Below are 14,117 nucleotides of genomic sequence, written 5' to 3' on the forward strand. Positions count from 1 at the left end.
TCCTCCTTAGTCAGTAAACGGCAAGCGTATTGTAAAACAACTTCCTTGATTTAATTCGCTCTGTATGTTAATACCATAATCATTTCCACAAACTAACCTAATCCTTTGATGTACATTACGTATACCAATACTTCGTGTTCTGTTTTTAAGTTTTACTTCGTTGTCATTAATATATTCTAGTATGAGTGCTAATCTCTCCTTGGTCATTCCCACACCATTATCTTCTACTTTAATGATGATGTCTGTTCCTTCTTTCCCTACAAATATAGTTAATTTCCCTTTTGTTGCACACGTACCTAATCCATGAACAATGGCATTTTCTACAATAGGTTGCAAAATAAAGCGTAAAATTTGATGCTCCATCAGCGCCTCTTCCACTTCATAATACACCTCAAACTTCTCACCGAACCTAGCTTTTTGTATGAAAATATAGTTTTGGGTATGTTTCAACTCCTGCCGGATGGTTACATACTCACCATAATTTTTCCCTAAACTATATCTAAAGATATCGCCTAGCTTCTCACATAAGTCACAGATTTCAAAAGCTCCTTTTACAGCAGCTAATGCACTTATTGTTTCTAATGTATTGTAGAGAAAGTGTGGATTAATCTGGAGTTGTAAATTTCTAAGTTCTGATGCTTTCTTCTCTAACTGCTGAATGTAATTCTTCTGTATAAGCTTATCTATATGCCGTAGCATATGATTAAATTGCTTATCTAAAAGTGCGATTTCATCATTTCCACCAATTTCTTCTGTCACATTAAAGTTACCTTCTTCAGCTAACTTGAATTTTTGTACTAAGCCTTCAACTCTCTTAGAGAAATTCCTAGTAAAACAGTAGATAGTTACTACAATAAATCCAACAAGTAGGATAATCATAGGCATCATGGACTTTTGCAATCTTGCTTGTTCTTTAATAAACAAGTCTCCTTCAAATAGGAAGAGTATCTTAAGCCCATAGGAATCTATTGTATCCCCATAAACCATGACTCCATTTTGTTGAATCATCCTATTACTCTTAAGTTCTCTTATATCAATTCCATCTACTTCTGCTAGCAACTTATCATTTGAAGCATATATTAGCTGATTGTCCTTATCCAAAACAATGATATCATAAGGATAAAATTCCTCTGTACTTTCTTTCACCGGTTGAAATAGTTTAACCGGGTCTATATCCAATTTTACAAATCCTAAATAGCGCTTGGTAAAATTAGATGTATCTATGTATTGAATATCTTCTATTAACGAAAGCACCCTATCTTTTCTATTCCCTGTTGTATAGGTTAATGTACCTTCTTGAAAACTTCTATTTTTCAAATACCATAATTCTTTAACCCCTTCTTCTAACATAGAAATTCTACTGCCATATATCTGTGATTCTTTTATATTGGAATAAATCATACAGTTTCGAAATTCTTTGTAGCCCTCTAACCTTAAGCTATTTCCTATTTCTAAGCTTACCTTTTCTCCTTTGACATAAGGATTTGTGCTACTTCCTCTTCCTAATAACTCATCTATAATAATCGTATTGTTAGCAATTTGGTCTAGCCTATCATGATACCTAAAGAAGTTTGCATCCATATTAGACATATATTGTGCCACAAGTTGAGCATAAGACTTATTCAAGGTATTTTCAACTAGGTTAGAAATCTCATTAAATAAGAGTGAACTAATAATGATAATAGGCACAATACTTACAATCAAAGTAAATCCCAGAAGTTGTATAAAAATTGTGTTGGAATGAAATAGCTTAGCTATCCATTGTTTGAGTATTTTCTTCATCTCTCTCTCTTTTTAATCCTTTTTCATTTGTATGTATATCCTAACTTTTATCCTTTACTTATTGAATTTGTCGGTATTTTTATTCCCGAATTTCATTTACTTTTCTAATTACTTAGAAATTATATCATATTTTTTGTTAAAATTATATAATTTAGATTAATTTTAGGTTAACTTAGTGTAAAAATACAAAAAGAACTATAGACTCAGTAGTGTTCTACCTCATCTATAGTTCTTTTCATTTATCTATTCGTTTTGACCACAACATTGTTTGTATTTTTTACCACTACCACATGGACATAAGTCATTGCGACCTACTTTTTCCTTTTTCACTACAGGTTGAGCACCTAAGCTTTCATCTTTGTGGTTTGTGCCTGTTACCTTAATAACCGCTTCACGTTTAATTTCTTGATGTGGTTGAAGGCGTACATGGAAGAGTGCCTTTGTTGTTTCTTCTTGGATTGTTTCTGTCATCTCTTCGAAAATATCAAAGCTTAAGAAACGGTATTCTACAAGTGGATCACGTTGACCATAAGCTTGAAGGTTGATACCTTGACGCATTTGATCCATGTTATCTAAGTGATCCATCCATTTTTGATCGATGACTTTGAGCATGATAACACGTTCGATTTCACGAAGTTGCTCACCAACTTCCGCTTCTTTTGTTTCATATATACTTACTGCTTTTCCATAAAGAAGATCAATCAAAGTATCTGGTGTGAGATTTTGTTGTTCTTCTTTTGTAAACTCTACTTCTTCAAATGGAATGATAGTAGACAGGTGATCCATCATACTTGCTAAGTTCCAATCTTCTGGATACTCAATACCGTGTGTTGCACTCATTACTGCTTTTGTAACGACATTTTTACACATAGCAAGCACATTATCTCTAAGGTTTTCGTTTTTAAGTACATTGAAACGTTCCCCGTAGATAACTTCTCTTTGTTCATTCATAATTTTATCGTATTCAAGAAGATGTTTACGAATACCGTAGTTATTACTTTCTACTTTTGTTTGTGCTCTTTCAATAGCTTTTGTAAGAATCTTGTGTTCGATTGGTTCATCATCTGGAAGACCAAGTGCATCAAACATCTTCATCGTTGTTTCTGGAATAAATAGGCGCATTAAGTCATCTTCTAATGCTAAGTAGAAGCGAGACTCACCTGGGTCACCTTGACGTCCTGAACGTCCACGTAACTGGTTATCAATACGTCTTGATTCATGACGCTCTGTACCGATAATTTTAAGACCACCTAACTCTTGTACACCTTCTTCAAGTTTGATATCCGTACCACGACCAGCCATATTTGTAGCAATAGTGATTGCACCTTTTTTACCTGCTAATGAGATGATTTCAGCTTCTTTTGCATGATATTTCGCATTAAGTACTTGATGACGAATACCCTCTCTTTTAAGAAGTTTGCTAAGAAGTTCAGATGTATCAATTGTTACTGTACCAACAAGTACTGGCTGTTGTTTTTCATAAGCGATTTTAATATCTTCAATAACAGCTTTGAATTTAGCTTCTTCTGTTTTAAATACCATATCTGCGTGGTCGATACGTTGAATGGGTCTATTTGTAGGAATAACGATAACGTCCATTCCATAAATATCTCTAAATTCGCCTTCTTCTGTTAAAGCTGTACCTGTCATACCAGATTTTTTATTATATTTGTTGAAGTAGTTTTGGAAAGTAATGGTTGCAAGTGTTTGACTTTCTTTTTGTACTTCTACGCCTTCTTTAGCTTCAATTGCTTGGTGAAGACCATCTGAGTAACGACGTCCATCCATAAGACGACCTGTAAATTCGTCAACAATAACGATTTCACCTTTTTCATCTACGATATAGTCTTTTTCAAGATGCATTAAGTTATGTGCTTTAAGTGCGATATTAATATGATGTTGAATTTCCATGTGCTCTGGGTCAGCTAAGTTCTCAACACCAAAGTATTGTTCTGCTTTTTTAACACCATCAGCTGTAAGGGTAACATTTCTTTCTTTCTCATTAACGATGAAGTCCCCCTCTTCTTCTATTTCTTCTCTCATAAGAGAAGCCATAGCACTTTCTTCGCCTAAAAGTTGTCCTTTTTTAAGACGTCTTACGAAAATATCAGCAGCTTTGTAAAGGTGTGTAGATTTTGAACCACTACCAGAGATAATAAGAGGTGTTCTTGCCTCATCAATAAGGACAGAGTCAACCTCATCTATGATGGCATAGTTAAGTGGTCTTTGAACCATTTGCTCAGCATAAAGTACCATGTTATCACGTAAGTAATCAAACCCAAATTCATTGTTTGTACCGTAAGTAATATCACAGTTGTATGCTGCACGTCTTTCGTCGTTTTCCATACCACTTAAGATGCACCCTACAGTAAGTCCTAACCAGTTGTGAAGTTGTCCCATTTCTTCCGCATCACGCTTAGCAAGATAATCATTAACTGTTACAACGTGTACACCTTTGCCTGCAAGTGCGTTTAGGTAAGCTGGAAGCGTTGCTACTAACGTTTTACCTTCACCCGTTCTCATTTCAGCAATACGACCATTGTGAAGAATTACCCCACCAATAAGCTGCACTTTGAAGTGTTTCATATTAAGAACACGCCAGCTCGCCTCACGACATACAGCATAAGCTTCCGGTAAGATGTCATCTAGAGTTTCTCCCTTTGCTAAACGCTCTTTAAATTCCACTGTTTTTGCTTTAAGCTCGTCATCTGTGAGTTTTTGCATCGCTTCATCAAAGCTTTCGACTTTTGCTACGATTGGTTCAATCCTTTTAAGCTCACGTTGAGAGTGAGTACCAAAAATTTTCTCTACAAAGTTCTTCAAAATCTTCACCTTCTTCTTTCTATGTTATATATGTATCAATTTATCGCATACTAAGTTTTATCCGAGTAAACACTATCACTAAGTATATCAAATATTATACACTATTACAACTATCGAACCCATCCAATTATAGGTATCCTAAGGGTGTGTCCTTCTTTAATCTTAACTCCAAAGTTCATTTTTTATTCATAATATTGCTATTGAATTATCATATTCAGCTGTTATATAATTAGTTAGCTAATTAATTGCGAGGAGATTATCATGAAAACCAAAAATACTATTAACAATTTATTGTGGGAAATTATTCGTCTACAATTTGTTAGAAGCCATGAACTCTTTGAAGTGTACGGCCTACACCCAGGCCAACCCCCTCTGCTCATGTGCCTTTATCATGAAAATGGCTTAAGTCAGTCCGTTTTAGCTTCTAGATTATATGTCAAACCATCCACTATAACCGTTATGATTAAAAGGTTAGAGAACTCTGGCATGGTCTATAAGCAAGTGGATGAAAATGATAAACGTATTTGCCGTACATTCTTAAGTGAAAAGGGTTATACTACTTGTAAGGCACTTGAAAAGCTCTATGAACAGAATGAACTTCTCTATAATAACAATTTAAGTATAGAAGAACAAGTCCTTCTTAAAAGGCTTTTAATGCAAGTACGTGATAATTTACATCAATGTGAAGGAGATGATAAAAATGATTAGACTAGCTAAGTATTTAAAGCCCTATTTAGGGAGTGTTATACTCACTTTGTTTTTACTTTTTTTACAAACGATTTCCAATTTATTTCTACCTGCCTTAATGGCTAAAATTGTAGATATAGGTATCCCTACTGGCAATACCTCTTATATTATTTACGTAGGATTATTTATGTTACTGGTCGCCTTACTCGGTAGTGCCTTTATGGTATTTGCTAACCTCAACTCTGCTAAAATAGCTATGGGCTTTAGCCGTGACCTTAGAAAAGACCTTTTCATGAAGGTAGAATCCTTTTCTTTAGGTGAATTCAATACCTTAGGTACTTCTTCATTAATCACAAGAACAACCAACGATATTACTCAAGTTCAACAATTAGTCCTTATGTCCTTACGTATGATGGTGACAGCACCTCTTATGGTAATCGGTGGACTCATTATGGCCTTATCCACTAATCTAGAACTCTCTATTGTACTGGTTATTTCTATTCCAATTCTTATATTAGTTATTGGACTTGTCGCTAAATTTGGTATGCCTCTCTTTAAATCTATGCAAGTCAAATTAGATAAGCTTAACTTAGTACTTCGTGAGAACTTAACAGGGATTCGTGTTGTTCGTGCCTTCAACAAAGTACCTTACGAACAAAAACGTTTTGATGGTGCCAATGCAGACTTAACCTCTACTGCTGTACGTGTTAATAAGATTATGGCAGTCTTAATGCCAAGTATGATGATTATTATGAACCTTACTTCTGTAGCTATTATCTGGTTTGGTGCAATACGTATTGAAGCTGGTGGTCTTGAAGTCGGTAGCCTTATTGCCTTTATTCAATATGTTATGCAAATTATGATGGCTCTTGTTATGGTTACCATGATGTTTGTTATGATTCCAAGAGCTGCAGCATCTGCTGAGCGTATTAATGAAGTTTTAGATACACCTCTTGAAATAAAAGATTTAGTAAAAGAAACAGTTGCACCTTCTCTTTGTGGCCAAGTAGCCTTTAACGATGTGACTTTCTACTATCCAAACAGTGAGGAGCCTGCTCTAAACCATATTTCATTCGAGACAAAACCTGGTAAGATAACTGCTATTATTGGCGGTACGGGTTCTGGCAAATCTACACTTGTTAACCTTATCCCAAGATTCTATGAAGTATCTACGGGTGAGCTTCTTGTAGATGGTGTTGATGTTAAGTCTATGACTCAAGCAGAACTTAGAAGTAAGATTGGGCTTATTCCTCAAAAAGCACTTCTCTTTAGTGGGACTATCAGAGATAACTTAAAATATGGTAAAGAAGATGCTACAGATGAAGAAATCTGGGAAGCACTAAAAACTGCACAAGCCTATGACTTTGTTTCTAATATGGATGACGGACTAGATAGTTATATTGCTCAAGGTGGTACAAACGTATCTGGTGGGCAAAAACAACGTCTTTGTATCGCTCGCGCACTTATTCGCAAACCTGAAGTGTATATCTTTGATGATAGTTTTTCTGCTCTTGATTTTAAAACAGATTCTAATCTTAGAAAAGCACTTAAGTCCGAAATTACTGAATCTGCAATGATTCTTGTTGCACAACGTATTAGTACGATTATGGATGCAGATGAAATACTTGTATTATATGACGGAAACGTAGTAGGTCAAGGTACACACCGTGAACTCCTCGACAATTGTGAAGTCTATAAAGAAATCGCCTTATCTCAACTTTCAAAGGAGGAGATCGAAAATGGAAAATAAACATAAACGTCCGGGCGCACCTGGTGGAGCTCCTGGCGGACCAATGGGGCATGGTATGGTTATGGCCGGCGCGCGTGCAAAAGACTTTAAAGGATCTTTTAGACGTCTGCTGAGCTACCTTAAACCTGCACGTATTAAACTTATTGTTATTTTTATATTAGCAGCTTTAAGTACTCTTTTTGCCGTAGTTAGTCCTAAAATACTAGGGTCTGCTACGAATACCATTGCTGCTGGTGTAGATAGCATGACTAAAGGTACTGGTAGCATTGACTTTACTGCACTTTTACAAATTCTATTTGTACTTGCTGGTTTTTATCTCCTTAGTGCCTTCTTTAACTATCTTCAACAATATTTAATGGCTGATGTGGCACAAAACACTGTGTTTGTCCTACGTACTGACGTCAATAAAAAGTTATCTCGTCTTCCTCTAAAATATTTTGACTCTCACTCTAATGGTGACTTATTAAGTACTGTTACCAATGACGTAGATAATATTAGTAATACCCTTCAACAAAGTATTACTCAGTTGATTACTTCTGTTGTAACACTTATAGGTGTAACTGCAATGATGCTTAGTATCAGTTGGGTGCTAACACTCATTATCCTTGTTACCCTTCCTCTAGGTATTTTTGTTATTCGCCCTATTATTGGTCGCTCACAAAAACACTTCTCAGCTCAACAAAATACTTTAGGGTCTTTAAATGGACATATTGAAGAAATGTATACAGGACACTTAGTTGTTAAGGCCTTTAGCCATGAAAAAGAATCTATTGAACACTTTAACGCGATTAATGATTCCCTTTATGAATCTGGTTGGAAAGCTCAGTTTGTATCTGGTCTTGTTATGCCACTTATGGGACTTGTCAATAATATTGGTTATGTGGTAGTTGCCGTAGTCGGTGGTCTTCAAGTTGTAAGTGGTCAGCTTCTCATTGGAGATATTCAAGCCTTTATCCAATACTCTAGACAGTTTACACAACCTATTAATCAGCTTGCTAATATTGCTAATATCCTTCAATCTACTATTGCTTCTGCTGAAAGAGTATTTATAATTTTAGATGAGGAAGAGGCCGTTTCTGATACCACTCAACCCGTTTCATTAAACCAACCAAAAGGTCAAGTGACCTTTGACCATGTAGCCTTTGGCTATACACCTGAACACTTACTCATGAAAGACTTAAATATTACCGTGCAACCTGGTCAAACTATTGCCATAGTTGGACCTACTGGAGCTGGTAAAACAACACTGATTAACCTACTTATGCGATTCTATGAGCTCAACAGTGGAGAAATTCGTGTAGATGGTGTCAATATCACTGACCTAACAAGAAATGATTTACGTCACCTATTTGGTATGGTACTTCAAGATACTTGGCTCTTTAAAGGTTCAATTCGCGATAACATTGCCTATAGTAAAGAGAATGCTCCTTTTGAAGAAGTTGTAGCTGCTGCTAAGGCTGCTCATGCTGACCACTTTATACGTACCTTACCTCAAGGGTATGATACTATTTTAAACGAAGAAGCTTCTAACATTTCTCAAGGTCAAAAGCAACTTCTTACGATAGCTCGTGCTATCTTAGCAAATCCTGCTATTCTTATTCTAGATGAAGCTACAAGTAGTGTTGATACACGTACAGAGCACTACATTCAAAATGCTATGACACGTCTAATGGAAGGCCGTACAAACTTTGTTATTGCCCACCGCCTCTCTACTATTAAAGATGCAGATATCATCTTAGTTATGCAATCAGGAAATGTAGTGGAACAAGGTACACATCACGAGCTACTTGCTCAAGGTGGCATCTATGCAGACCTCTACAATAGCCAATTTGACCAATCTGCTTAAGAAGTATTTAGACTTATAAAATCAGTAAAATTCTACTCAAACAAAAGGTCTATGAAAACTAGTTGAAAATTCCTAGTTTTTCATAGACCTTTTATTTGTATCAACTTATAAATAACAAGTGTACTACGATTTCTTATTGGGTTAAAATTTCATATCCTGTCTCAGTAACAAGAATCATACTTTCCCACTGTGCTGATAACTTACCATCTGCTGTATAGATGGTCCATCCATTTTTTCTATCTTCTTTCACTCTAGCTGTTCCCATATTCACCATAGGTTCAATGGTAAAAATCATACCTGGCACTAAGAGCATCCCTGTTCCTGCTTTACTTACATGGCTTACATAAGGGTCCTCGTGGAAAGCAAGCCCTACACCATGCCCTCCAATTTCTCTTACCACACTGTAACCATTAGCCTTAGCATGATCATTAATTGCTGCACCTATATCTCCAAGCAATCCCCATGGCTTAACTTGTTCGATGCCCTTTTCCATACATTCTTTAGCCACCTCTACAAGTTTCTTTGCCTCTTCGCTCACTTCTCCTATTTGGAACATACGTGAAGCATCTGAAAAATAGCCATGGTAGATGGTAGAGACATCTACATTGACAATATCGCCTGATTTAAGCACTCTATCCTTGTCTGGAATACCGTGGCATACTTCATGATTGACAGACACACAAACGCTCTTAGGAAATCCTTGGTAGTTCAGAGGTGCTGGTGTAGCACCTTGCCCTTTAGTAAATAAGTACACCAATTCATCAATTTCTAGTGTCGTCATGCCTTCTCTTATATTTGCTGCTATATAGTCTAAAATAGCTGTATTAATCTTTGCACTCTTCTTGATGGCTTCTATTTGCTTTTCGTTTTTAATAATATTTTTAGGTGGTACGATATAACCTTGTTTTCTAAAACTATCTAACTTTTCATCTAAAGGTGTACGCCCACTGTTAGTTTTTGTTCTCATCTTATCATTCCTTATCTCTATTTATTCACCTTTTGGTGTCATCACATCTATTTTCTTATCCTGACTCAATAGCCAAACACCTGTTATAAGTGGCAATATACTCAAAAAGTGAACCAACGGGCTAGTAAAATGGAAAACTCTTTGCTACTGCCACAAAGAATTTCTTCTGAAACTATTTTACTTTCGTCGCTCCTCGGTTGCATTTTTCTTGTTATTTTTATTATAGACTAAAATTCTCCATAAGAAGGTAACTTAATAAAATATTTACAACTATATTTTCTATTATTAATTCACATCCTAAAGATAGCTTGATTTGTTATTTATTGATATAATACATGGTATTGTTTATATTACTTACGAGGTGCACTTATGAAAAAACTAACGCTTTACTTCACGTCCGATGTTCATGGATATGTTTATCCCACAGATTATAGAGACCAAGATAAGAAACCACAAGGCTTCTTATGTATGATGGAACAATTTAAAAAAGATGGTAATACCCTTATTGTAGATGGTGGTGATACTATTCAAGGTTCTCCATTTACAACTTTCTTAAGCCGCGGGGCTTTGCCTAAAAATCCTCTTGCAGAGGTTATGAATCGTGCTGGCTATGACTATATCACTTTAGGCAATCATGATTTCAACTATGGCTATGAGTATTTAAAAAGTTATTTAAATTATTTGGATGCAAAATGTTTATGCACTAATGTGGAAGATACACTGAACCAGCTTCCTATCCAAAAAGATGCGATTCATACTTTAGAAAATGGCCTAAAAGTTGGTCTAATCGGCATCAGCACAGAATTTATTCCTGTATGGGAAAAGAAAGAAAACTTAACTCACTTTATCGTATCTTCAACCCTTGAAAGTATTCGTCCAAGCTTTGAAGCCCTACAATGTGAAGTGGATTTAATGGTTGGGATTTATCATGGCGGTCTAGAATATGACCTAGAAACAGACAAAAAACTTAGTGATAGTATGGAAAACTTAGCTTATGCTATTTGTGAGGCTTTTGATTTCGATGTCCTTCTTACAGGTCACCAACATATTCCTCTAGCCAATAAAGAGATTTGCGGTACACACCTTGTTCAAACGCCACAATATGGTACCCAATTTGCTCAAGTAGAAATTCGTGTTGAGGATTCTGGCGAAGTTGCTATTCAATCTGAGCTTATACCTACTGAACTTCAGTACAATGAAAAACTTTATAACGAGCTTATGCCTATCGAATCCTCGCTTCAAACTTGGTTAGATGAACCTGTTGGTTTCTTAGACATGCCACTTATACCAACTGACCATTTAGATATGGCTCTTCATGGTAGCCCTTTAGCTAACTTTATTAACCAAGTGCAACTTGAACGTAGTGGCGCGGATATCGCTTGTACTTCCTTTGCCAATAGTGTCAAAGGCTTTAACCAAGAAGTAACAGTCCGAGATATTGTTTCCACCTATATCTTCCCTAATACACTTTCTGTATTAGAAGTCACAGGTAGCATTTTAAAGGAAGCTTTAGAAAACACCGCCAGTTACTTCCATCTTGAAGAAGATACACTTTCTATCTCAGATAAATTCCTTAAACCTAAAGTATCTCATTATAACTATGACTATTTTGCACCACTACACTACACTCTTGACTTAACTAAGCCAGTAGGTGAACGTGTAGTAGCTATGACACTTCATGGCAAAGAAGTTGCTTTAGAAGATACTCTAACACTTGCTATGAACAACTATCGCTATAGTGGTGTAGGTGGCTACAATATGTACCCACGCTGTAAAGTGGTTCAAGAAATTTTAGTTGAAATGCCTGAAATCATCATTGATTACTTTATGCAACATAAACATGTCACTGTAGATCCAACCACTTATATTACTATTCAAAAATAGACTTTATTCAGTTCCCGACTATAGAAGGGACGCTTATACTCTTAAATAGTCAAAAGGCTCTGAAACTAGTTTGAAACTAGCTTCAGAGCCTTTTTCTAATCTTCTAATCTACTACCTTTTTTAGCCACTTCTTCAGTTTGAATCTCTGGCTTAATCCATTTTAAATGATAAATACCATTTTCAATGAATTCATCTTCATAGAATTCTTCTAATTCTATTTGTCTTTGTCTAAGTTCTACACTTGTCATATCAGGATTTTCATCGCCTAATTCATTCAGTGCTTGTCTACGTGACATACGTACTACAAGTTCTTCCCAGAACACTTTGTCTTCATAGGCATCAATGTAGTCATTGACTTCACTATTCTCATAAGCTCTTGTTGGCATATACTCATTGAATTCCTCATCGAACTCAACAAATTCCTCACACCCAAATTCTTTTGCCATAGCAAAAATCTTTTGTTCCATTTCTGAATGTGGTGCAATACGCTCATCTACTTCGCGCATTCCATTAATTAATAAGTTTCCAGCATAGACTAAATCAAATAATGCTTTAAATTCTTCCTTCGTGCATTTAAGTTCCATTTTGCCACATCCTTCTAGTTTATTCAAATAAGGCTAAGATTTAATAAAGGAGCTGCTCTAAGCAGCTCCCCCTTTTAACTATTCTTCGATTAAAGATAAAGCTACATCCATCATTTGAGTGAACTTCGTTTGACGTTCCTCAGCAGTTGTCGCTTCTCCTGTAAATGGACAGTCAGAAATTGTACATAGTGTAAGCGCTTTTTTACCTGCACGTGCAGCATTTAAGTAAAGTGCTGTTGCTTCCATTTCTACTGCTAATACACCCATTTTTTGCCACTCTTTGAGACTTAAGCTGTCATCATAGAATGTATCACTTGATAATAAGTTACCAACTTTATAGGTATAGCCTAAACGTTCTGCTTCTTGTGCAGCTTTTTGTACAAGGTCGAAAGATGCAATTGCAGAGAAACGACCTGGTAATCTATATTGATCTTCATAATTTGAATTTGTACATGCGCCCATACCAATTACGATATCACCAATGTGAAGACTTTCATCAATAGCACCAGCTGATCCAATACGAATGATATTTTCTACTCCATAGAAGTTGAAAAGTTCATAAGTATAGATACCGATTGAAGGAATACCCATACCATGTCCTTGAACAGATACACGTTTTCCTTTATAAGTTCCTGTATATCCATACATACCTCTTACAGAGTTGTATTGTACAACATCCTCTAAGTAAGTATCTGCTAAAAATTTTGCACGTAATGGGTCGCCAGGCATTAATACTGTTTTAGCAATATCACCTAGTTTTGCGCCGTTATGTGGAGTTGGTGTATGATTCATAATAATCCTCCTGAATAAATTTTTTCATCTACCTTTTCAATGTATCATGTCACGGATTCAGTTTTCAAGGTAGAGAAAAGCTTATGTAATATTTTACCTTCTTACGCTAGTTTTATCAAGCATCTATACCTATTTATTCCATTTAAAAACTAAAATACATGTATTTAGTCTATATTTCTTAATATGTTGTTAACCTATAGGCTCCTTTACCATAAAAAAGTTGACTATAGCCTCTAGTGCTATAGTCAACTTTTTCTTATATCTTATTTAACCTACTATAGGTTCTATTAAACCATAAGTCCCATTTTTACGTTTATAAACTACATTTACTTCTTCACTCTGTGCATCTCTATATACAAAGAATGTGTGTCCTACTAGCTCCATTTGCATAATAGCCTCTTCTACATCCATCGGTTTAATAGCAAATTGTTTTTTTCTATCAATTTTAAGGAGTTCATCGTCGTCATAATCCACACCCATGAAGTCCTCAGCAAAGCTTACTGGATTTCCTCTATGACGTCGTCTTAGTTTATTTTTAAAGCGTACAATTTGTCGTTCGATAATGGCAACAGCATCATCAATAATTGCATACATATCTTTGCCATCAATTTCTCCTCTTAAGATCTGTCCATTGAAAGGAATCGTAATCTCAATAATGTGTCGTTGTTTTTCTACACTAAGCATTACTTGGACGGGAGTTTGGTCATTGAAGTATTTATCTAGTTTATGAAGCTTATCTATCACTGCATTTTCAAGACCTTTTGTTACCTCAATATTTTTACCTAAAATGTTGTATTTCATATGTATCTCTCCTTTCAATCCACTACCTGTTGTCTTGGTAAGTTTATAATATATATATTCTACGTTGTTAACTGAATTCCTTCTTTTATATAAAAATTATTTTATTTTTTTATAAACTTTTATACATATTTTTTTTTAAAATAATATCCTAATTTTTTCTATAAGATATCCCCTCTTATCTCCTTCATGTATATACTATTA

At 35.4% G+C, this 14,117-nt stretch carries 10 protein-coding genes; 4 read left to right on the forward strand and 6 right to left on the reverse strand.

Annotated features, from left to right (window positions below):
- Nucleotides 1–6: 6 nt before the first annotated feature.
- Together RRY75_RS00080 and secA are read right to left on the reverse strand one after the other, a co-directional pair.
- Complete coding sequence (locus RRY75_RS00080; protein ID WP_332493161.1) at nucleotides 7–1,782, reverse strand: sensor histidine kinase; 1,776 nt, start codon at nucleotides 1,780–1,782, stop codon at nucleotides 7–9.
- Nucleotides 1,783–2,025: 243 nt separating this feature from the next.
- Nucleotides 2,026–4,605, reverse strand: coding sequence for a preprotein translocase subunit SecA (gene secA / locus RRY75_RS00085; RefSeq protein ID WP_332492320.1), 2,580 nt, complete (start codon nucleotides 4,603–4,605; stop codon nucleotides 2,026–2,028).
- A 261-nt stretch (nucleotides 4,606–4,866) separates the two neighbouring features.
- On the opposite strand from secA, the gene RRY75_RS00090 reads away from it, so the two are divergent.
- Genes RRY75_RS00090 through RRY75_RS00100 form a run of 3 tightly spaced genes read left to right on the forward strand, consistent with a single transcriptional unit; the run spans nucleotide 4,867 to nucleotide 8,888 of the window.
- Nucleotides 4,867–5,313, forward strand: a complete 447-nt coding sequence (locus tag RRY75_RS00090) for a MarR family winged helix-turn-helix transcriptional regulator (RefSeq protein ID WP_332492322.1) — start codon at nucleotides 4,867–4,869, stop codon at nucleotides 5,311–5,313.
- Nucleotides 5,306–7,042 (forward strand): ABC transporter ATP-binding protein, encoded by a 1,737-nt coding sequence (locus RRY75_RS00095; protein WP_332492324.1) that lies wholly within the window; start codon nucleotides 5,306–5,308, stop codon nucleotides 7,040–7,042. The genes RRY75_RS00090 and RRY75_RS00095 overlap by 8 nt, the downstream gene beginning before the upstream one ends.
- Nucleotides 7,032–8,888, forward strand: a complete 1,857-nt coding sequence (locus RRY75_RS00100) for an ABC transporter ATP-binding protein (protein WP_332492326.1) — start codon at nucleotides 7,032–7,034, stop codon at nucleotides 8,886–8,888. The genes RRY75_RS00095 and RRY75_RS00100 overlap by 11 nt, the downstream gene beginning before the upstream one ends.
- A gap of 133 nt (nucleotides 8,889–9,021) precedes the next feature.
- Here the strand turns inward: RRY75_RS00100 and map are convergent, their stop codons facing one another.
- Nucleotides 9,022–9,855, reverse strand: coding sequence for a type I methionyl aminopeptidase (map, locus tag RRY75_RS00105; RefSeq protein WP_332492328.1), 834 nt, complete (start codon nucleotides 9,853–9,855; stop codon nucleotides 9,022–9,024).
- A 369-nt stretch (nucleotides 9,856–10,224) separates the two neighbouring features.
- On the opposite strand from map, the gene RRY75_RS00110 reads away from it, so the two are divergent.
- Complete coding sequence (locus RRY75_RS00110) at nucleotides 10,225–11,739, forward strand: bifunctional metallophosphatase/5'-nucleotidase (protein ID WP_332492330.1); 1,515 nt, start codon at nucleotides 10,225–10,227, stop codon at nucleotides 11,737–11,739.
- Between the two features lie 95 nt (nucleotides 11,740–11,834).
- On the opposite strand, the gene RRY75_RS00115 is transcribed toward RRY75_RS00110, so the two are convergent.
- The 3 genes from RRY75_RS00115 to hpf form a co-directional block, all read right to left on the reverse strand.
- Nucleotides 11,835–12,323: a hypothetical protein gene (locus RRY75_RS00115; protein ID WP_332492332.1), complete on the reverse strand. Its 489-nt coding sequence runs from the start codon at nucleotides 12,321–12,323 to the stop codon at nucleotides 11,835–11,837.
- Between the two features lie 78 nt (nucleotides 12,324–12,401).
- Entirely contained in the window at nucleotides 12,402–13,115 is a 714-nt protein-coding gene (gene deoD, locus RRY75_RS00120; RefSeq protein WP_332492334.1) for a purine-nucleoside phosphorylase, read from the reverse strand.
- A gap of 267 nt (nucleotides 13,116–13,382) precedes the next feature.
- Nucleotides 13,383–13,916, reverse strand: coding sequence for a ribosome hibernation-promoting factor, HPF/YfiA family (gene hpf / locus RRY75_RS00125; RefSeq protein ID WP_332492336.1), 534 nt, complete (start codon nucleotides 13,914–13,916; stop codon nucleotides 13,383–13,385).
- Between the last annotated feature and the right edge of the window lie 201 nt (nucleotides 13,917–14,117).

Source organism: Niameybacter sp. (assembly GCF_036655075.1).
Lineage (GTDB): Bacteria > Bacillota > Clostridia > Lachnospirales > Cellulosilyticaceae > Holtiella.

Bases quoted from the DNA above. Each gene is read 5' to 3' on its own strand.
- RRY75_RS00100 (WP_332492326.1), top strand. From the start codon at position 7,032: ATGGAAAATAAACATAAACGTCCGGGCGCACCTGGTGGAGCTCCTGGC.
- RRY75_RS00115 (WP_332492332.1), bottom strand. From the start codon at position 12,323: ATGGAACTTAAATGCACGAAGGAAGAATTTAAAGCATTATTTGATTTA.
- RRY75_RS00090 (WP_332492322.1), top strand. From the start codon at position 4,867: ATGAAAACCAAAAATACTATTAACAATTTATTGTGGGAAATTATTCGT.
- hpf (WP_332492336.1), bottom strand. From the start codon at position 13,916: ATGAAATACAACATTTTAGGTAAAAATATTGAGGTAACAAAAGGTCTT.
- RRY75_RS00080 (WP_332493161.1), bottom strand. From the start codon at position 1,782: ATGAAGAAAATACTCAAACAATGGATAGCTAAGCTATTTCATTCCAAC.
- deoD (WP_332492334.1), bottom strand. From the start codon at position 13,115: ATGAATCATACACCAACTCCACATAACGGCGCAAAACTAGGTGATATT.
- RRY75_RS00110 (WP_332492330.1), top strand. From the start codon at position 10,225: ATGAAAAAACTAACGCTTTACTTCACGTCCGATGTTCATGGATATGTT.
- RRY75_RS00095 (WP_332492324.1), top strand. From the start codon at position 5,306: ATGATTAGACTAGCTAAGTATTTAAAGCCCTATTTAGGGAGTGTTATA.
- map (WP_332492328.1), bottom strand. From the start codon at position 9,855: ATGAGAACAAAAACTAACAGTGGGCGTACACCTTTAGATGAAAAGTTA.